Genomic DNA, 19,303 nt, shown 5'->3' on the forward strand with positions numbered 1-19,303 from the left:
ATCAACCTCCTTTCGCGCCCACCTCTGGACACTTTGTCCAGAAGTCCGGGACGGTGCTTTCCACCTCGTTGCCCCACACATCCCAGCCGGGCGGGGACTGCCGGGCAAACAGCTCCACCCTGGGCACATCGCCCATGAGGGCCACGATCTTATCACGGGCCTCGTCCGGCTTTCGGCTGTGCTCCTGGATCGGGGCAATAATGAATTGATGGACATTTGCCGCCTGCCGTTTCGGGTGTCCCCGTGTCGCCAGCAGGCAGATCTCCGCGTTGCCCCTTGTCCAAAAGCCCAGGCCGTAAAACCAGCTCTCGGACTTTCGGTTTTTCTTCAGCCAGACGAAAGCCACGGACTTATATTGAAAGCCCCACGCCTTGATCAGCCGCAGGGCCTCTGGGAGCTGGGGGAACGTGGCCCACAAAAAAAGCACGCTGTCCGGGGCCGCCAGATCAGCCACCGGGAGCGCGCATATCTCGTCAATCCCCATTGTGGGGTAATGCTTCTCCGCCGCACCCTGCAAGCCCTTTTGCGTGTAGCGCCAGGGGGGATCGGCATAGATCACAGAATACTGTCCGATAGTTACACTCCTTTCTCCCCGGCCTCCAATGCTGACCGCGCCAGACGGATGCGCTCTGTGGCGGCGGCGTAGTAGGCGGGGACGGTTTCAAAACAGATGAAGCGGCGGCCCGTATTGAGGGCGGCCACCGCTGTTGTGGCAGAGCCCGCGCAGATGTCTGCCACCACCTCGCCGGGCCGGGTGTAGGTTTTGATGAAATACTCGCACAGGGCCACCGGCTTCTGCGTGGGGTGGGCGGTGCGTTGGACGGCTGGAAAGGTCAGCACGTTTCCGGGAAAGCGCAGGCCGTCCTCCGATCCGCTGCCGGAACGGGTAAATTTCCCGTAGTTGGTGCTGTTCCCACGGTTGCCCGCAATTTTCTTGTAGGGCTTGCCCTGCTCAAACTGCGGATTGTAAAGCGGGAGCTTCTGATAGAATACCAGAATATTCTCCGTCTTTTTCAGCGGAGCGCGGCGGGCGTTGAGAAAGCCTGTGCAGCGGCTTTTGTACCATACCCACTCATAGCGGAGCATGGACAGGTTGGATGCCCCCAGCACCTTGTCATAGGGGCATTGTGCAAAGAACAGTACAGCGCCGTCCGGCTTGACTGCCCACTTGACCGCCTCCCACAGCTCCGGGAGCGGCAGGGGCACATCCCAAAAGTTCCGGGTAGTGCCGTAGGGCGGATCGGTCAAGAGCATATCCACAGAATGACGGGGCAGGGAGCGCAGGCCCTCAATGCCATCCATGAGGAACAGACCCTCCGGGAGCGCCGGGGACTTCTGGACACTTTGTCCAGAGGTGCCCTTATCGGTCATCCCTGGCCTCCTTGCCCTTTGCCGGGGCGGGGCGGGCGGCGTTTTCACGGGCGGCCTGCGCCCGCCCTTCGGCTAACTGCTGGGCAATTTTCTTCGCGTCATCCCTGCCGCCCAGCAATTCCCGCTTTTGCAAAACGGACTCTGTTTCCGCCATAAAGCGGTAAACATCGGCCTGGTTGAAGTCCTCCGGCGCTTTCCCGTTCCACAGGCGCGACCCGTCGGGCCCATATCTTCTCGGCATATAACACCCCTTTCTCAATGTGCGCTAAAGATACTTCGCGCAATCGTCCCGGTTTTGAACAGCATGAAGCAGAGCAAAACCGTATAGCCTACGGTGCCCCATATTGCCCCGATGGGATCTCCGCCCGTGGCAATTCTCTGGATCAGCACCGCATAAATCGCAACACACACCAGAATGAGCAGACCCTGGAAGCCTACGGCAAACAGGGAGCGCAGATAGTTCTGCCCGATCTGTCCCACCTCCCGATGGGAGATTGTTGCCATAGGGATGGGGGCCAAACTGGTGAGCAAATAGATTTCCAACATTCTGCCATACACCAACACAAAAATGACGATGCCCAGCGCCCACATAGTAACGCCAATAATAGAGGATTGGAGCCACAGGCCCAAAAGCGGCCCTAAATCCATCCCCTCCAGGGTGGTTTCCAGCTCCGCCATCATATCCGGCGTGATGTCCGTGGAGCCCTGGATCAGACCGCCCGCCTGGGCGATCACCGTCTGCGACACGTCAAAGACGGCCATCACAATATTAAAGGTGTTTGAGAGAATGAAGATGGCACAAGCCGTTTTGAATATCCATTTGTAGATATTCGCCACGTCAAAATCGTGCATATTGTTTTTTTCCAATAGCATCTGTATCAGCTCATAGGTGGCAACAAAGGTCAGCACCAGCCCGGCAATCGGCAAGATCACCGTTTCGGAAAGCTGGCGGATGAGGGAAAATACCCCGGCGTTCCACGCCGCCGGGGTAGTCCCCACCTGTACCGCAATCTCTCCGACTTGGGTATTGACGTAATCAAAGAGCCCCTCCAGGTTCCCCATGATCCCGCCAATCAGCAGCTCTTTGAGCCAGTCCGTGAGCCAGTCGGTGAGAAAATCCATAGGCCGCTACCTTAAAACAGGCCGGACAGCAGAGGGATCAGGGTGGTGCCCAGCAGGATGATGCCGCCGCCCGCCATGAGCTGTTTCATACCCAAATAGGTGTAGGAAACCGGCTCGATGGCGGGCGGCGGCGTGTCAAGAAATATCTATGGAGTTTTTTTAGAACCGCCCCGGCGGGGCAGGTCAGGCTGTGACCTGCTCCACTTCCGGGAGGGGTTTGAGATTAAAATGAATTTCGATAGAAATGTGTCTTGTTTTATCGCTGTCTATGCTCTCATGGACAACGATTTCTTTAATCAGGCGATTAAGGGTAGCTGCGTCCAGTTCCGTGATGTCGGCGTATTCCTGAATGGCTTCTACCCACTGGCGGGCGTCATACGCAAGCCGGATTTCATCGGCCAGCTTCTTCCGGCCTTCCTCAACCCTCGCCTTCAACTCGGCCTGTTCCTTCTGCGTCTTTTCCATCAGCAGATTGAAGTTTGCTTCGCTGATACGTCCGGCAACCATATCCTCATACAGCCGCAGAACCATCTTTTCCAGAACGTCAATCCGTTCCTCGTCTTTGGCAAGGGAGCGTTCCAACGCTTCCCGCTGGCCTTTCTGCTCGGCTTCGCAGGTGTCGGACAGCTTCCCGGCAACGGCTTCCCCGTCCATCAGGGCGGCTCTGGCACACTCCCGGATTTTGTTCAGTACAAGCCGGTACAGGGTGTCGTACTCAACCCGGTGCTGGGAACAGTGCTGTTTCCCGTAGGCATTGTAGGTCTTACAGGAATAAATCTGCTTCGGGTGCTTCTCGTTGGTGTAGCGGATAGTCAGCGACTTCCCGCACTCGCCGCATTTGATAAGCCCCGCAAACAGGCTGATTTCCCCGGTCTGGCGGGGGCGCTGCCGGGATTTCAGCTTGCGCTGCACGATGTCAAAGGTCTTGCGGTCAACAAGCGGCTCATGCTGGTTCTCCACGACAATCCATTCCTCCGGCTTCTTCTCCCCGATGGTGCCGATTTTGAAGCGGTATTCCTTCTTCTGGGAAGCGATAGCGCCGGTATAGACGGGATTCATCAGGATGTCCTTAATCACGGTAAAGTCCCAGATATACCGCCCATTTACCGGGTCTTTCTTTTCCCACTTGGTTGACACGTTCCGCAGCCCCCGTACCCGGTTCCAGTAGGTCGGACAGGGGATTTTTTCTTCTTCCAGCCTGCGCCGGATGTAGTTGGGGCCGTGTCCTTCCAGCGCCCACGCAAACAGACGCCGGACAATGGGTGCCGTTTCCTCGTCAATCAGCAGGTGGTTTTTGTCCTCCGGGTCTTTCTGGTAGCCGAAGGGGGCAAGGCAGCCGGTAAACTGGCCTTTCTGCGCTTTCAGCAGATAAGAGGAATGAACCTTCTTGGAAATGTCCTTGCTGTACATCTCGTTGAGGATGTTCTTGAACGGCGCAATGTCGTTGTTGTCCCGCATGGTGTCGATACCGTCATTCATGGCGATATAGCGCACGCCGTGGCGGGGGAAGAAATCTTCAATCAGGAAGCCGGTCTGCAAATAATTCCTGCCTAACCTCGATAAATCTTTCGTTATCACAAGGTTGGCCTGCCTGCGCTCGATGGCTTTCAACATCCGTTTCAGGTCGGGGCGCTCCATGTTCAGCCCCGTGTAGCCATCGTCCTGATAGACTGCAACAACCTCCCATCCCTGCTTCTCGCAGTAGTTTTCCAGCATATCCCGCTGGTTTGCAATGCTGGCGCTCTCCCCGTCAAGGTCATCGTCCTTGGAAAGCCTGCAATAAATAGCCGCCCGGAAGCTGCCCGCCAGTATTGCGTCCATGCCTGTATATTCCATTCCGTTCATCATAACCGTTTACCCGCACAATCCAGACGGAACACGGTCATGCTGAACCTTGTCTTTATTATACTCTAAATCTTGCTTTTTCGCAAGATATTCTTTATCATTTCTCTGGCTGTATTTCTGTGCAATCAGGCTCACGAAAACGTCCGTAGCGTCCAGTTCGCCGTCAAATACCGTTGTGACATGGATTTCAGTTTTGTTTTTTGCCATAGGCAGTTACCTCCATAAATGAAATAAGCCAGACAGGAGAGGGTCGGCAACGAAGTCCGGCAACGGGCTTCAAAAAACCTCGAAAACAATCTCTGTCTGGCGGGTTATTGTTTATTTACTTTTTCTTTTATTTTTCTGTTGCTTTGGTTGTCAGAGGGGAGAAAAGCCCGCAGTTACGGGCTTTTTCCCGGCAACCGGCTCGGCAACGGGATAGCAACGGGGTCGGCAACCGGCTGTGATTTTCCCGGATATTTCAGAAGGGAAGTTCCATCTGCTCCGTGACTTCCACAAATCCGTCCGGCGTTTTTTCACGTCCGTTGTCAGCGCCCGTTGCCGGGGCTTCCTGTTCCCAGCCCTTCTGCCTGCCGTATCCTTCAAATATCCGGGGATTGGAGAAATACTTCCATCCCGTGATACAGTGGTTCATGATGTCATTGACCTCCCGGATTTCCCATTGCTTCGGCTCGTCAAAGGGGTGGTTCAGGGCTTCTTTGAAAAGCTGCTTGGAGCATACGGCGCTGCCAGTGTAGCGGTCAAGGTATGCCTGTATCATCCCGGCCTTGGTGTCCTCCGGCATGAAATCCCGCTGGTGTTCTTTGAGGTACTGTATCATTTCGGGCGTAAAAGACAGCTTAAAATCGCCACTTTTGTAGGTTGTCATGGCTTCCGCCCATACCTGTTCAATATAGGCTCTGGAAGCGGCTTCATCGTCCAAAATGTGTATCTCGGCCTGTCCGGGGTAGACCATGACCGGCAGGAAGCGCCGGTTCCCGGAACGGTCAAGGGGCAGGAAGTCCAGCGCATTGGAAGTCCCGCCGAACACGCATTGCCGCAGCCTGTCCTCCGGGTGGGTTTCGTAGGGGATTTTATAGACCTCCTTCTGGCGGCTTAAAAATGACTTGATTTCCTCTATGCTCTTGGCGTTTGCGGTGGCAATCATCTCCGACATTTCAATTATCCAGTGGCCTTGTAGCTTGCGGTACACGTTATCATCGTCCAACTTCCGCAAATCATCGGAAAACCACTCGTCTTTTACGGCCAGCAGCCGGAAGAAGGTGGATTTCCCGGCTCCCTGACCGCCAACCAGACAGAGCATGACCTCAAACTTACAGCCGGGGCAGAAAGCCCGGTGGATGGCTCCCAGCAGGAACAGCCGCAGGGAATGGTAAGTGAAGTTGTCTGTGTCGGCTCCCAGAAAGTGACGCAGGCAGTAGCGGATACGCTCTTTCCCGTCCCAGACAAGGCCGTTCAGGTAGTCCCGGATGGGATGGTAGCTGTTGGCGTCTGCGGCCAGATCAGCGGCGTCTGCTATCTTTTTCTCGCTTGTCAGGCCGTAGGTATCTTCCAGATACAGCCGGATATATTTCATGTCCGTGTCGGTCATGGCCTTGCTGCCGGTTCTGCGTTTCCTGCCGATGGGCTTTAGAAGGTCAATACGCTCGGTCAGGAGATTTTTTGCAACCGCCCCGGAAAGAATGGGGTCATACTGGAACACGGTCAGGCAGTTGTGGATACTGTTCCGCACGCCGCCTTTCTCGGTGCCCTCCAGCATGGCCTTGACTTCCTCAACGCTCCGGGGCGGGGGTGCGGCTTCGATGGTGTCCGTCACGGCCTGCCGCAGTTCGGGCGGCAAGGTCTGCCATTCTCCGCTCAAGGTTCCTCACTTCCTTTCCGTAGCTGGTAATCAGGGCAGCCCGTTCCCCTATGTCGGAGAACAGCAGCACATCCAGCAGATATTCCACATGGGATTGTTTCTGCAAGGCTTCCACGAAAAGCGGGTGCCATTCTTCCTCCGGCGTCTTGGGGGCATAGTCCCGCTTCCAGCGGCGCAGCAGATTGTGATAGTCGGACAGTACCCGGAAGCAATATCGCTCCATGCGCTTAAATTGCTGTTCCGGGCTTTCCTTCCGGGGATTTCGCTTCGGGCGGCTCCTGCTTGGTGGCTCCTTATCCTCATAGGGGATGGAGAAGTCCTGCGCCAGCATGAGGGCGGCTTCCCTGGGGCTGACGTTTTCCAGACGGGAAACAAAGTCAATCACATCCCCGTCTGCCTGACAGCCGAAGCAATGGAAGCGCCGGTCAACCTTCATGCTGGGGTTTTTATCGTCATGGAAGGGGCAGACGCACATCCCGTTTCTCCCTACCAGGATACCGTAATGCTCGGCAGCCTGCCGGGTGGTAACAGACTGTTTCACGGCTTCAAATACATTCAATAGGCAAATCCTCCTGAAAATAGAAAAAGCGCCTGTCATTCTCACGGGGAAAATGGCAAGCGCCTGATTGGTTAAAGTTCCATATCCTGTTTTTGCTGGCGGCGGGGCTGCTGGTGTTTCTCTGCCTGTTCCTCCCGGATACGCTGCTCCCGGCCTTTGACCGCCTGCTGGATGGACGGTTTCTTTCCCGGCTCTGCGGTCTGGCGGTACTGCTCGGATGGTAAAACCTGATTGAGCCAGTGGCGCACATCCCGCAAAATCTTTACATCCTCCTGTACGGCAGTCAGCGCTTCCGTCTTGGAAGCGATATTCTCTGAAAGCTGTGCCTGTTCCCCGGCCAGCTTCTTTGTGCTGTACTTCGCCCCATCAAGGTGAACCTTGAAATACCGCAGGGCAGCGTTGTAGGCGTCCAGTTCCTCCTTATGGTCGGCGGCAAATTTCTCCTTGGGTTTCTTCCAGCGGATAGCGGCATATTTCGCATGAACCGGCTTGTTTGCTTCAAAGTTCCCGATATGGAAAAGCAGCCGGTCAATCTCTTTCACACGTTTCTCCATCGGCCTGATTTCCTCACGGATGGAAACGGCCTGTGCGCTGGCTTCATCCAGATAGGCGTCAAGGCTCTCTACGGTGGAAATCTCTTTCTGCCGCAGGAAGTCAAGGGCTTCCATAACCTTGTTGAAATCGCCAACGGTTCCTTTTAACTTCCCCTTGGAAGTCCAGCCGGTACGTTCCTCGCTCCGTTTATCCAGATACCGGGAAAGCAGTTCGGGGATGGTCGGCTCCTTTGCCTGTTCCAGCGCTTCCAGCAGCGCCGCCTTTTTCTCTTTCAGGCCGGACAGCCAGCCCTTTAAGCTGCGTACCATCTGCCGGATAGACTGCATGAGGGAATTGGCGGCTTTGATGTCCCGGTTCAGGTTGCCGATGTTGGTCTGTATGCCTTTTTTCTCCAACTGGCTGACCGCTGGCCCCATGTGGACAGTGGGGATTTTATCAATCCCCTGTCGGACATAGGAGCGAAGGTCAAGGCGCTCCGGGCTGCCGATGGCTTCCAGATAGCGGTTCGCTGTGTCAGCCCAGCCCTGCCGCCATATCTCAGCGTACTTCTGGTCGTTCCAGTCCACGGTATCCTCCTTGTGGCTTTTCCATCTGCCGGACGCAAGCCGGATACGCTCGCCGTTCTCGTCAAGGTCGTAGACCTTCCGGCTCTTGGGAAGCCACTTGCCCTGTTCGTCCATCGCCCGCATGGTAAGAAGGATGTGGGCGTGGGGATTTCCGTCCCCCTTGTCATGGATGGCAAAATCGGCAATCATGCCCTTGGAAACGAAAAACTCCCGGCAGTAGTCCCGGATAAGGTCGGCGTACTGTGACCGGGGAAGTTCCCTCGGTATGGCAAGCACGAACCTCCGGGCAAGCTGGGAGTTCCATTGTTTTTCGATGGCTTCGGCGGCGTTCCACAAGGTATTCCGGTCTGCGTACTCCGGCGGGGCATGGGGCGGCAGCATGATTTCGGTGTGGACGATTTCGCTTTTATGGGAATAGTATTTCTGTTTCTGGTCGTATTCGGAAAACAGCCGTTCCCCGCTCTGGTAGGCGGCAGACGCAACGGCTGACTGGCGCTTGCTGCGCTGGATGATTTTCACATCAAAGTGCGGGCATGGCAAGTCGTGTCCTCCTTTCTCCCGGCGTCCGGGCAAAAAAAGAGCAGGGAACCTGTTTCAAGATTTCCTGCTCGGTGGTGCCGCCGGTGGGCGGCTGGTATTCAGTTTTGAAAGTTCGGGTCAGGTTGGCCCGATGATGGGATATTTTACAACTCAAAATTCCTATCTCAAATCAAAAAGAACGCTTTCATAGTCCTTTACGAAATACTTTATATTTGTGCGTCCTTTCTGAATAATTGTGTGGCCTTCTGCTTCCAGTTTTTCCTTTTGTGCTTCTATACCGCCGGGATATTTTGCGTTCAATTCCCCGTTTGCCTTTAAGGTTCGCCAATACGGGGTTTCATCTTCGGAACGCTGGTAACTCGCCCATGCTGCAATAGATACAAAAATTCCTGCTGTAATAGGCTCTGTGAAATCCGCTCCATTCAGTTCAGCAAAATATTCACGGATTTTTCCGACAGTAATTACTTTGCCATAAGGAATTAGTTTCATTACCTTGTCATAATCGATTGGCGGGGCAAAATACATTCTGCTTCCGCCATATTTCTCAATGCTTTTCTGGTCGGTAATGGTCTGAAATTTAGGCATATCCTTGCTATCGTGTAGCATGGCATTAAAATCTTTTTTATCTTCATTCGCCATTTCTCAACACCTCCTGCCTTAATTATAGTGGAGTAGACTACTCCATGCAATGAGACGGTTTGAAAATAATCTTGAAAAATGTAATTGTGATTGGATTTGAATAAACTTGCTGAACGGGAACAGCTTGCAGCGCAAGGTGTTTCCGGGCGGCAAGTCCACAAAGGGGTAGCTGGCGGCAGCCAGCGCAGGGGAAGTGTAGCTTCCCCTGTGATGATTGGCTGGAGCCGGAACGCTGCGGGCAATCATCCGCTTTCCGCAGGAAGCCCCGGCAGGGCGCAACACACTACCTTCAGGTGGTGTATAGTTGCGCCCTCTTTCAGAGGGGCAGTCCACGGGCTGCGGCTCTGAAAGCAATCATGGCCGTTTCCGGCCTGCGTCCTCTCCCTGAAAATTACCGTTACCGGCAAATACTTTTTCCATGAGCTGACGAGTGCTGTCTTTGTGGAACAGCAGCTTCAAGAACAAACTGACCTGTTCATCCGTGATGGCTTCCGGGTGGGGAAGGTAGCTTTCCAGCATGGCGGCTCTGGTGCAAAGCCGGTGCGTCCGTTCCTTCCGTGTCAGCGTCTTTATCTGGTGTTCCAACATCTTTTCTTCATGCTGCGCCCTCTGCAGCTTCTTTTCCGTTTTCTCTATCTCCTGATTGAGTGCTTCCAGCTTTTCATTCATAGGCGGCTGTCCTCCTTTTTCGGAATGAGTACATATATCTTGTTGGGTTCCCCGAAGCCCTGACGCACTCGCAGTATCAGTCCGGCGTCCTCCAATTCATTCAGGGAACGCTTCACGGTCATGGTGCTGCGGGCAAGTGCCGCCGCCAGTTCCACGATGGGGAAATGGATAAATAAAATCCCATTGGTGTCCTCTATGCCGGATACAAAAACAATATCCAACATCCGGGCGTACATGACCTTGGCGGTGCTGCTGATCGGGAGCCGCAGCATGGCTCTCGGCAGCGGCATACAGGGCGGCAAGGGGGTGTCTGCGGTCATAAATTCAACTTCCATTCAATCGGTGTCCTCCTTTACTTTTCGTTTTGAGCGTTTGGAAAGATAATGGGGGCAGTCCACAATGACCGCCCGGAAACTCTGCTTGCAAGTACGCTGGCATTTCCGGCAAAGGTCGTTGTACGTTACCCGCCCCCGTTCATTGAGGAAGAAAGACAGTTCCAGCTTCCTCTTTTTCGGCATTCTCGGCATGGTGCCTCCTTAAACAAAAATCCGCCCATTTCAGCCGTAACAGCCGCAATAGACGGATAACAGATTTTAGTGTTGTGTTTCGGGGCGATTTTCAAGGGAAAAGCGGCCATAGAGCCGCCCGGAAATCCCCCGTAGTATTACGGATAGGGTAGACTATGCCCTATCGGATTGTTGTGTTTCGGTATCAATTCGGTGTTCATTTTCGCCGGTTCTCCCTGATGTCGTTCCTGCCCCTGGCTCTCACAACGGCGTTTCGCTCCCTTTGGTACGCTCGTTGCGGTCATGGTTCCTCCATTTCCCTGCCGCAAGTCGTTGCGCTACATCGCCGAGGAGCATATCCCATACAGGCCGGTCATTCGATTGGAATAATCCATCGATGAACTAAGCCCATTATGGCACATTTTTGAGCCTTCTCCCGTATATCCACAAAGTAGGAAAACCGTCCCAAAAACGAAAATTTCCACGATTGCGGAACGGGTATGGTATAATGGGATGGACGGCGGCAGCCAGCCGCAGGAAGGAGCGATGTATCTATGAAAACCCGCATTTCCGTACAGGAACGCCTGAAAGATTTACGGGTGGAACGGGGCTTAAATCTGGAAGAACTGGCGCAGGAAACCGGCATTTCAAAATCAGCCCTCGGCAGCTATGAAAACGACAACGATGAATACAAGGAAATCAATCACGGCAGCCTGTTGAAGCTGGCAGACTTTTATCAGGTGTCCGTTGACTATCTGCTCGGCCTTACCAACAATCGGAAATATGAAAACACGCCGATAGAAGAATTACATTTGAGTGATGAAGTCGTGGAACTGCTGAAAAGTGAACGCTTCAACAACCGGCTGCTGTGTGAGATTATCTCCCATGAAAAATTCAGGGAACTGTTGGCAGACGCAGAAATCTATGTGGACGGGATAGCAACCATGCACTTTCATGACACAAACAGCTCACTGGCTGCTTTACGGGCTATGATACTGGAAGAACATCCCGAAGCTACGGCAGACCGGGCAATCAAAGTATTGGAAGCCTGTCAGGTAGAGGAAGAAGATTTCTTCTGCCATGTGACGCACAAAACATGGGATGCCATTCTCCACGACATACGCAAGGCGCACGAAAATGACAGTGAAAGTGCGCCGGATACCACGCCCGCCGATGAACTGATACGGGAAGTACAAAAGGCCATGCAATCGCCGGGGGACAGGGTTCAGCAATTCACGGAGATATTCTGCAAGGCGTTTCAGCTTAAATATAAGCGGCTCTCACAAGAGGAACGAAGCCTTTTGAAGAAGCTGTTCAAGAAATCCCCGCTGATAAAACAGTCCGGTATGAACTTCCGGCGCAGGCCGTGGAAATGAAAACTGCCGTTGTGGGAATGGTTGTTCCTGCAACGGCAGCTTTGATTATATATGAATTTGGAAATCCTGAAACTTAAACAATCCATTTCCCTGTTTGAGTTTTCCGGCTCTCTCTAATTGTGCAAATCCGGCTTCAATATCGGCTATCAAAGAAACGGGAATATCCAACTGATGGTGTCCGGGCAGAACTTTTTTTATATTGTATTTCCGTATTCGCCTTATAGATTGATAGAATAGCTTCGGGTCGGTAGTTGGGTAAAATGCGTCCAGGCTTCCCTTGTATATCAAATCCCCGGAATACAAATAGTTTCGTTCTGGTTCGTAAAAGCAACAATGTCCGGGAGAATGTCCCGGCGTGTGAACAACTTGAATTTCCCGCCCGCCTAAATTTAGAAAATCGCCATCGTGTAAAATTCTTTGTGGGATACCTTGAAAAATCTGATAAGCGTTAATATCAAAATCTCTTGGAAAATCACAAGGAAGCCTTGTCAAATTATTCTTCACAACTTGCAATGGTATCGGAAACCTGACCGATAGCCAGTCCTTTTCCGCTTCATGTACGGCGATATTATCAAAATACTTATGCCCGCCAATGTGATCCCAATGAACATGAGTTGTAACTGTCATAACAGGCAGCTTTGTCAGAGAGTCCACAATTTTTCTGATGTTGGAAACGCCTAAACCTGTATCAATGAGAATAGCATATTTTTCCCCACATAATAGATAACAATGTGTTTCTTCCCAGTGCTTGTATTCGCTAATAGAGAATGTATCACGGTCTATTTGCTCAATGGTAAACCAATTATCCATTCCGCATAATTACCTCCAGCAACTGAATTTCCAGTTAAAACCACTTTGCATTTTCATCTCTGAAATGTGGTATATTGCCATCTTTATAAGGGTCATACCGATTTTCGTTACAACCAAATTCTTTTAAGAGAGCAATCTTGCCATCTGGCGTCCATTCTATCAGTGACATTCCATCAAACGCTTCTACGTTACCGGCGTCCATCTTATTTTTGAAATACCATTCAACAATGGTTTGATTGCCTTTATGGAAAAATTGCTTGATGTCCCATTGCAAGACAGTTCCACGGGTATTCCATTCCTCAAACCAAAGTTTTATTTTCTTGGAGCCGTGGTACTCTGGCCCCCAACTTTCAATATATACGGCATTATCAGAAAATACATTAAATATACCCAAATCTTTTTTTGCAAGCCACATATCAAACCAAAGTCTGATAATTTTTTCTCTATTGTCCATTTCGCAGCGCCTTCCTTGTCAATTTAATTTTTCAGCGTCTTTGTCCTGCTCTAATTCAATTACATCCAAAATGCCACAATTCAGGGCTTCGCAGATACGAACCAGCGTTTCCATGCTGATGTTTTTGCCTTTACCCATGTTGGCAATCATATTTGTGGTAAGACCGGCGGCAATCCGCAAGTCCTCTTTCCTCATATTGCGCTCAACCAGCGTGTGCCAGAGGGGTTTATAGCTTATGTGCATTTATCCTCCTGCCTTTCTCCCGGTTCCGGGGTTTCTGTTCCCATTATATCAAAGTTCTTGCTATTCCACAAATATTTCTTGACACAACCGCCGGTTCCGTCTGGATTGTGCTTTTCCTTTCTTTTCTTGATTACATCTACTTAGCCATAAGCTGCTTCATGCCCTGGCTTTTTACTGATGTGCGATAAAGAAGTAATAGAAGTGTAAAAAATTTTGCCGTTCCTATCCGGCACTTAGCTCTTGTGTCGGATAGGTCGGGCGGTTATTCGGGCAAGTCCACCTTGCCAACAAAAGAATAATAAATCTCAATGTCCTGTCTGCGGGTCTTGTTCTCGTCATAGCTGCACTCATGTACAACGATTTTCTCTACAAACTCCCGCAGCAGAGTAGGGGTAAGTTCTTCAAAGCTGGTATGCCGCCGAACAACATTCATAAACTTTTCTGCGTTCACGGTGGCTTCCTGTGCTTTGGAAAGCTCCGCTTGGATAGCGGCGGCTTTTTCTTTCAGTTCCCGTTGCTCTGCTTCATAGTCTGCCGACAGCTCTGTGAAACGCTCGTCTGATATGCGCCCGGTCACGCTGTCCTCATACAGCCGCTTGAAGATAGCGGATAACTCGGCTATGCGTTTCTCGGCGGCTTCCAGTTCCTTTTTCTTGGCGGCGTTCCTGCGCTTGCCCCCGTCCTCGTTCTGCTCAATCAAGAGCTTTATAAACCGGGCTTCGTGCTTTGCCGCATAGCTGGTCACTTTCCGCAGATTGGAGAGAACGCCCGCAGTCAAAAGGTCAGTGCGGATAAAATGCGCGGTGCAGTCATGGGTACGCTTCTTGTAATTCCCACAGATATAGCAGTCCTGTTTCCGCTTATCGGTCTGGTAACGCTGCTGATACATGACACTGCCGCAGTCTGCACAGAACAGTATGCCGGAGAACAAGCCCACTTCATCATAGCGGTTGGGGCGTTTGCGCTGCTTGCGAAGCTCCTGCACCCGTTCCCATGTTTGGGTGTCTATGATAGGCTCGTGGTGGTTCTCGAATATCGCTTGCTTTTCCTCCGGGTTTTCTACGCTGTGCTTGACTTTGTAAGAGAGTTTTTCCGTCTTGAAGTTTACCAGACAGCCTGTGTATTCCCGGTTTTCAAGGATATGCACTACGGTATTGGTCGCCCACTTGCACTCATAGCCGGGGTGGTAGCGGCGGGTGCTGCCCGTCCTGCGGTATTCCAGCGTTCCCGGCGTGGGGATTTGCTGCTCTGTGAGCATACGGGCTATCTTGGTCGGACCATTCCCGGCAAGACAGAGGTTGTATATCTGCTTGACTACGGGTGCAGCTTCCTCGTCAATAATGAAATTTTCATCCTCGTCCATGAGGTAGCCATACACAGGCTTGCTTGTGATGGGCTTGCCATTCATGCCTTTTGAGCGTTTTACTGCTTTGATTTTCTTGCTCGTATCTCTCACCAGCCATTCGTTAAAGATATTCCGCAGCGGGGCAAAGTCATTGTCGCCCTGTGCGCTGTCCACTCCATCATTGATAGCGATGAAGCGGACACCTTTCTGTGGGAAAATCATTTCCGTGTACATTCCCACTTGCAGGTAGTTTCGCCCTAACCTCGACATATCCTTTACGATAACTGTCCCGACTTTTCCGGCTTCAATGTCCGCAAGCATGGCTTGAAAACCGGGTCTTTGAAAGTTCGCACCAGAATAACCGTCGTCCGTGTACCAGCGCAGATTGGAAAAGCCGTTCTGCTTTGCATAGGTTTCAAGGATACGCTTCTGATTGGAAATGGAATTGCTCTCGCCTTGCAGCTCGTCCTCATGGGAAAGTCTTGGGTAAAGGGCGGTAATTGGTTGTTGGTTGGTCTGTCTTAACATAAAATCCTCCGTTTCCGACAGCCAGCCCCACTATTCCGTACCTTGATTGTACCACATGGGGCGGCTGTCTGTATAGCGGCAAAAGCGTCAAATCTGCTTCTTTATGGTCGGTCAAATCGCCGTTTTTTGTGTAGCAGCTTCCGCTTCCAGCACTTTCATCATCTTGTCGGCTGCGGTGTCGGTTGCGCCCTGCTTGAAGAAGCCGGAAACGGTAAGGACGGAGTTGCCCATGCGGATTTCCGTTACACAGTCCGGGCGGCGGTCTGTTTTGGTGGTGCTTGTCTGTTTGGTTTCTGTCATAGGCTCTCCTTTCGCTGCTTCATCAGTTGCTTTAATCGTTCCAGCTTTTCCTGTGCGGTTTCCTTTCGGAAGTTGCTGCCCGTGAAGCGGACGGGGGCGCACATGGAAGTCAGCCTGTCATAGATACGGGCGTGGGGCGTGTCCTGCGGGTGCTGCAATTCCTCCAGCGTGAGGTTGGTCGTGGCGATCAGCGGCTTGCCGCTTCGGTAACGGCTGTCAATCACGCTGTAAACCTGTTCCAGCCCGTATTCTGTCCCTCGCTCCATACCGAAATCATCAAGTATCAGCAGGGGGTAGCTGCAAAGGCGGGAAATATACTCGTTCCTGCCCTCAAAGCTGGCGGCAAGGTCATTGAGTATCGTTGCAAAGTTTGTCATGCAGACGGCAACCTCTTTTTCCATAAGGGCGTTGGCGATACAGGCAGCAAGGTAGCTTTTTCCTGTCCCCACACCGCCCCAAAACAGGTAGCCGATATTTTCAGCCTGCATGGTTTCCCAGCTCTCCACATAAAAGCGGGCGGTTTCGGTCTGCGGGTTTCTGCCGTTGTCATGCTCGAATGTCCAGTTCCGCATAGCAGGGTCGGTAAATCCCCGGCGTTTCAAGTCCTCCACTGTTTCAAGGTGCTTCTGTCGGCTTTCAGCGGCTTCCCGTTTTTCACGGGCTGCCCGTTGGCAGTCGCACTCTGCCGGGTGTCGGTCATGCCCTAACCATTGGGCGGTTTCTTTTGAAAAGTAGGCTTCTTTGGGCGTATGGCACTTGCCGCAGTATAAAAGCCCGTCCTCGCCTGTGTAGTCCTCCGCTTCGGCGGTAGTGGTTGTAATGTCCGTAATCATAGCTTCAATCTCGTTTTTCATAAGCTCTCGCCCTCCTTGCATGAATAATCGGGTATGCCCTGTTTCGGGGCAGCCTTGCCTTTGGCAGCGTCCTCCTGCGCCCACTTGTAAATGGTGGCTGCATGGCTGTGGTACTGCTTCCCGGTGGAAGCGATATGGCAGGAAAGCCGGTCAATATAATACTCCCACTTGTCGGGCAGCTCTGTTTTCAGCCCGGAAAGCTCTGTATCGGTCAGTATCACATTGTTGTATCTGCCATAAGCGGCGGGGGCGGGGTGTCCCGTTTCTCCCTCTCTCTCTTTTTCTATCTTTATCTCTTTCTCTAACTCTATCTCTATCTCTGGTGGACGAATGTCGGACAAATGTCCGCCTTTTGTCCGGGACGGTAAAAGTGCCTTGTTTTCCAGCCTTGCAGCCCGTTTCCTTTCGGCTTCGGTAGAGGACTGTCCTATCATCAGTTCAATGTCGGTCATATAGAAAGCCCCGCTGTCAAGCTGCTCCACAAGCCCCAACTGCCGGAAAATCTCTAAAGCCCTCTCAACCGTCCCTATCTGGTGGCGGGTCAGTGTCGCTATCATCTGTGCTGTGTAGGGGATATGCTCGTCAAGCTGCAACTTCCCGCCGTTTTTCAGCGATTTTAAGTACAGCTTCAAGAGGATATTGGAATATAAAATTCCGTCTTTCATATCTTCCAGCAGCACAATGGAGTCGCTGTCAAAAAAGTTCTCTTTCAGCTTGAGGTAGTAATACTTGCGGTTATCTGCCATTGTCCCTGTCCTCCTTTTTCCGGCGTTTGGAGTAGTAGCGGGGGCAGAGTATGATAACCGCCCGAAAGCTCTGCTTGTAGCTATGGGTACAGCCCCGGCAGAGGTCGTTGTATGTGATACGGTCGCAGGTGGTATTTCCGACTTTTACTTGCCGCAGGAAAAAAGACCATTCCAGCCGCCGTTTCTTGCTCATTCTTGGCATGGGTGCGCTCCTTTCTGCCGTTTCCGCTGGTGTGGCGGTATCGGCGGTAATTCTGTATCATCTCGGTATCATTTTCGGGGTTTTTCTGCCCTGTAAGCCCGTTAAAAAATCCTTTGGTATTGCGGATAGGGTGCGGGGCAGCCCCCTTGTTCTGTATGGGTTCGGGTACATTTTGGGGCGGTTTTTATCGCTCCTGTTCCTGCCTTTTCACAGGCTTGCGTTCCCGGCGTAAAATCTGGTCGATATTGCCCTTGACAGTCTGTAAGCGGCGGTATTCCTCCCGTTTTGCCCGGTAATCGTTGTAGCCGCTGTTTTTCTCTTTGATAAGGCTTTCAATCTCTGCTTGCAGGGCTTTATAGCTCGGCAGCTTGGAAATGCCGTTCTCCCTGAAATAACGGGCGGCTGCGTCTGCTATGATAAAGTCGCTTTCGTGCTTCTGACGGTAGGCTGCTTTTGCTTTGGCGTTTTTCTGCTGTTTCAGCCCGTCCCGGACAGGGCGGGTCTTGGAATAGGCAAGCACCTGCCGTTGCAGCTCCTTTTTCCCGTTCAGCGTCTTTTCCACCTGCTTCAGCTCTGTAAGGCTTTCCTGCATGGCGGCATAAGCGGCAGAACAGGCTTCGTCCAGTTCCTCCGGGGAAGAAAAGCCATACTGCTGATAGGCGGTAACGGTAGCTGCCATTTGCTTTAGGTTGTGCTTTGCCGCCCAGCGGTCATAGCCCACGCCCTTGCCCTCGGCTCGCTTGGCTTCCCGGTCAACCATGCGCTGCAAGGTGTTGTCTGCCGGGGTGGTTTTTGCGGCTTTTTCCTCCCGCAAGCGTTCCTTTTGGGTGTGTGGGTATTCGGGTATGTCTGTGGTCTGTTCGGCGGCTCTGTGGGCGTTCTGCGTGAGCAGGGCAAGGACAGCAGCCTTGTCAAAATCGTCCCCCAGCTTCCGGGCTGTGATAGGCTTTGTCCTGTCCGGCGTGAGGTAGGAAAGCCGCCCCCGGCTCTCCTTGACGGTCACGCCCTCCCGCAGCAAAAGGGAAGAAAACTCGTCAAAGCTGGTAGCTTGGGAAAGTGCCTGCCGTATCGTCCGGCGCAGCTTCGCCTTGTCCGTTTCAAACTTGGTGGGCTTGGTCGGCTGTCCTGCGGCTTCTCTGGCAGCGTTCTCTTTATCAAGGGCAAGCTGCCCTTTCTTTGCCGCCCAGTATTCCCGTTCCGTTATCCGTTCCTTGCTGCCGTTCAAAAGATCGATTTGGTAAAGCCCCTCCCGGTGGCACATCTCCATGACTTCACTCTTGAAATATTCCATAGCGGCATTGGTGCAGCGGTGCTTGTAGCCCTCCCGTGTGTCGGCTGGTCTGTCCATGTAGGGCAGAAGCGGGACTTCATAAATCCGCAGGGAGTTGAGGACGATATGCACATGGATATTGCCGCTGTGGTTATGCCCGTCCGGGTGGGTGCATACAAGGGCTTGGTGTCCGGGGAAATGCTCTTTACAGAACTTCTCGCCCAGCTCCTGCGCCCGGTCTACGGTCAAGCCGTTGTCTGTCCCGTCCCGTGGGTCAAAGCTGATGATATAGTGGTGGCTTTTCACATCTTCCCGTTTTTGGTTTTTCTCATAGCGAAGATTGGCTCGCATACAGGCAACGGCGAAATCTTCGTCCCCGCAGTTGATGGAAGAAATGCGGTAATCCTCCCTCGGTATCAGCCGCCCGTTTTCATCAAGAGTGGGCTTCATGGTAAACTCGTCATGCTCAAATGTGAGATAGGCTTCCGCTGCGCCATAGTCGGCATTTTTAGAGCTGATATGTTTGAATGTTGCCAACAGCGTCACCCACTTTCTGCAAAACTTCAAACTTTAGGGCAGCAAGGTCGGAAACCGCCGCCCGTACCTCCCCTGCAAGCTGCGGGTAGGGGCTGTGCCACTCGTTCAGCGTCCGGGCTATCTGGTTTAAGTTGCCGCCGATCCTGCCGTATTCGGCGGTCAGTTTCCCGACAGCGGCAAGCAGCTCGTCATTGACAGGAGAAACGGTTATGATGGGGCGTATGGCTGCCCCGGTTATGGCTTGCCGGATAAACTCGGCTTGGCTCATGTTGTAAGCAGAAAGCCGTTGGGCAAACTCGGCGTATTCTTCCTCGGTCATGCGTGTTTTGACTACCCGGCTGCGGTGCGGTGTGTTGTATCGTTTTCGCATGGTAAAACCTCCTTTCTGTGCGTGGTGTCCTCTCA

The 19,303-nt window shown here is 52.5% G+C and carries 24 protein-coding genes and 1 pseudogene; 1 reads left to right on the plus strand and 24 read right to left on the minus strand.

The window, feature by feature from the left end; genetic code table 11:
* Position 1 precedes the first annotated feature (1 nt).
* From H8S57_RS11755 to H8S57_RS11820, 14 genes and pseudogenes are all read right to left on the minus strand, one after another.
* Positions 2–559, minus strand: coding sequence for an MT-A70 family methyltransferase (locus tag H8S57_RS11755; RefSeq protein WP_186908280.1), 558 nt, complete (start codon positions 557–559; stop codon positions 2–4).
* A gap of 17 nt (positions 560–576) precedes the next feature.
* Complete coding sequence (locus H8S57_RS11760) at positions 577–1,371, minus strand: DNA-methyltransferase (protein ID WP_186908281.1); 795 nt, start codon at positions 1,369–1,371, stop codon at positions 577–579.
* Positions 1,361–1,612 carry a hypothetical protein gene (locus H8S57_RS11765; RefSeq protein WP_087235237.1) on the minus strand — a complete coding sequence of 84 codons (252 nt, stop codon included), beginning with the start codon at positions 1,610–1,612 and terminating at the stop codon, positions 1,361–1,363. Before H8S57_RS11765 ends, H8S57_RS11760 begins: the two co-directional genes overlap by 11 nt.
* 14 nt (positions 1,613–1,626) lie before the next feature.
* Positions 1,627–2,493, minus strand: coding sequence for a VirB6/TrbL-like conjugal transfer protein, CD1112 family (locus H8S57_RS11770; protein WP_186908282.1), 867 nt, complete (start codon positions 2,491–2,493; stop codon positions 1,627–1,629).
* Between the two features lie 11 nt (positions 2,494–2,504).
* Positions 2,505–2,585: pseudogene (locus H8S57_RS11775) on the minus strand (Maff2 family mobile element protein); the annotation flags it as partial.
* Positions 2,586–2,676: 91 nt separating this feature from the next.
* Entirely contained in the window at positions 2,677–4,341 is a 1,665-nt protein-coding gene (locus H8S57_RS11780; RefSeq protein ID WP_015514789.1) for a recombinase family protein, read from the minus strand.
* Positions 4,342–4,347: 6 nt separating this feature from the next.
* Positions 4,348–4,545 carry a hypothetical protein gene (locus tag H8S57_RS11785; protein ID WP_015514788.1) on the minus strand — a complete coding sequence of 66 codons (198 nt, stop codon included), beginning with the start codon at positions 4,543–4,545 and terminating at the stop codon, positions 4,348–4,350.
* Between the two features lie 253 nt (positions 4,546–4,798).
* Positions 4,799–6,097 (minus strand): virulence-associated E family protein, encoded by a 1,299-nt coding sequence (locus tag H8S57_RS11790; protein WP_025579734.1) that lies wholly within the window; start codon positions 6,095–6,097, stop codon positions 4,799–4,801.
* A 13-nt stretch (positions 6,098–6,110) separates the two neighbouring features.
* A complete protein-coding gene (locus tag H8S57_RS11795; protein WP_025579733.1) occupies positions 6,111–6,758 on the minus strand; it encodes a CHC2 zinc finger domain-containing protein in 648 nt (215 codons plus the stop codon).
* A gap of 71 nt (positions 6,759–6,829) precedes the next feature.
* A complete protein-coding gene (gene mobQ / locus H8S57_RS11800; RefSeq protein WP_096241072.1) occupies positions 6,830–8,419 on the minus strand; it encodes a MobQ family relaxase in 1,590 nt (529 codons plus the stop codon).
* Between the two features lie 159 nt (positions 8,420–8,578).
* A complete protein-coding gene (locus tag H8S57_RS11805) occupies positions 8,579–9,058 on the minus strand; it encodes an MGMT family protein (RefSeq protein ID WP_015514786.1) in 480 nt (159 codons plus the stop codon).
* A 354-nt stretch (positions 9,059–9,412) separates the two neighbouring features.
* Positions 9,413–9,727: a DUF3847 domain-containing protein gene (locus H8S57_RS11810; RefSeq protein ID WP_025579729.1), complete on the minus strand. Its 315-nt coding sequence runs from the start codon at positions 9,725–9,727 to the stop codon at positions 9,413–9,415.
* Positions 9,724–10,062, minus strand: coding sequence for a replication initiator protein A (locus H8S57_RS11815; RefSeq protein ID WP_025579728.1), 339 nt, complete (start codon positions 10,060–10,062; stop codon positions 9,724–9,726). Before H8S57_RS11815 ends, H8S57_RS11810 begins: the two co-directional genes overlap by 4 nt.
* On the minus strand, positions 10,063–10,254 hold the full coding sequence (locus H8S57_RS11820) for a hypothetical protein (RefSeq protein WP_172455309.1): 192 nt from the start codon (positions 10,252–10,254) through the stop codon (positions 10,063–10,065). It lies immediately after the preceding gene.
* 533 nt (positions 10,255–10,787) lie between these two features.
* Here H8S57_RS11820 and H8S57_RS11825 point away from each other — a divergent pair.
* On the plus strand, positions 10,788–11,609 hold the full coding sequence (locus tag H8S57_RS11825; RefSeq protein WP_025579723.1) for a helix-turn-helix domain-containing protein: 822 nt from the start codon (positions 10,788–10,790) through the stop codon (positions 11,607–11,609).
* A 45-nt stretch (positions 11,610–11,654) separates the two neighbouring features.
* Here H8S57_RS11825 and H8S57_RS11830 read toward each other — a convergent pair whose 3' ends face one another.
* The 10 genes from H8S57_RS11830 to H8S57_RS11875 all read right to left on the minus strand — a co-directional run bounded on the left by H8S57_RS11830 (position 11,655) and on the right by H8S57_RS11875 (position 19,268).
* Positions 11,655–12,419: an MBL fold metallo-hydrolase gene (locus H8S57_RS11830; protein WP_015540951.1), complete on the minus strand. Its 765-nt coding sequence runs from the start codon at positions 12,417–12,419 to the stop codon at positions 11,655–11,657.
* Positions 12,420–12,453: 34 nt separating this feature from the next.
* Positions 12,454–12,873 carry a nuclear transport factor 2 family protein gene (locus H8S57_RS11835; RefSeq protein WP_025579721.1) on the minus strand — a complete coding sequence of 140 codons (420 nt, stop codon included), beginning with the start codon at positions 12,871–12,873 and terminating at the stop codon, positions 12,454–12,456.
* Between the two features lie 18 nt (positions 12,874–12,891).
* Entirely contained in the window at positions 12,892–13,116 is a 225-nt protein-coding gene (locus H8S57_RS11840; protein ID WP_015540949.1) for a helix-turn-helix domain-containing protein, read from the minus strand.
* Between the two features lie 262 nt (positions 13,117–13,378).
* Positions 13,379–14,989, minus strand: a complete 1,611-nt coding sequence (locus tag H8S57_RS11845; protein ID WP_186908283.1) for a recombinase family protein — start codon at positions 14,987–14,989, stop codon at positions 13,379–13,381.
* A 111-nt stretch (positions 14,990–15,100) separates the two neighbouring features.
* Positions 15,101–15,289, minus strand: a complete 189-nt coding sequence (locus H8S57_RS11850) for a transposon-encoded TnpW family protein (protein ID WP_002569233.1) — start codon at positions 15,287–15,289, stop codon at positions 15,101–15,103.
* Positions 15,286–16,143, minus strand: a complete 858-nt coding sequence (locus H8S57_RS11855) for an ATP-binding protein (RefSeq protein ID WP_138376207.1) — start codon at positions 16,141–16,143, stop codon at positions 15,286–15,288. Before H8S57_RS11855 ends, H8S57_RS11850 begins: the two co-directional genes overlap by 4 nt.
* Positions 16,140–16,889, minus strand: coding sequence for a phage replisome organizer N-terminal domain-containing protein (locus H8S57_RS11860; protein ID WP_021610547.1), 750 nt, complete (start codon positions 16,887–16,889; stop codon positions 16,140–16,142). The genes H8S57_RS11855 and H8S57_RS11860 overlap by 4 nt, the downstream gene beginning before the upstream one ends.
* Entirely contained in the window at positions 16,879–17,091 is a 213-nt protein-coding gene (locus H8S57_RS11865; protein WP_072851223.1) for a hypothetical protein, read from the minus strand. Before H8S57_RS11865 ends, H8S57_RS11860 begins: the two co-directional genes overlap by 11 nt.
* 184 nt (positions 17,092–17,275) lie before the next feature.
* Complete coding sequence (locus H8S57_RS11870; RefSeq protein ID WP_186908284.1) at positions 17,276–18,898, minus strand: relaxase/mobilization nuclease domain-containing protein; 1,623 nt, start codon at positions 18,896–18,898, stop codon at positions 17,276–17,278.
* Positions 18,870–19,268 carry a plasmid mobilization protein gene (locus H8S57_RS11875; RefSeq protein ID WP_025486349.1) on the minus strand — a complete coding sequence of 133 codons (399 nt, stop codon included), beginning with the start codon at positions 19,266–19,268 and terminating at the stop codon, positions 18,870–18,872. Before H8S57_RS11875 ends, H8S57_RS11870 begins: the two co-directional genes overlap by 29 nt.
* Between the last annotated feature and the right edge of the window lie 35 nt (positions 19,269–19,303).

This window comes from Lawsonibacter hominis (assembly GCF_014287895.1).
Classification (GTDB): domain Bacteria; phylum Bacillota; class Clostridia; order Oscillospirales; family Oscillospiraceae; genus Lawsonibacter_A; species Lawsonibacter_A hominis.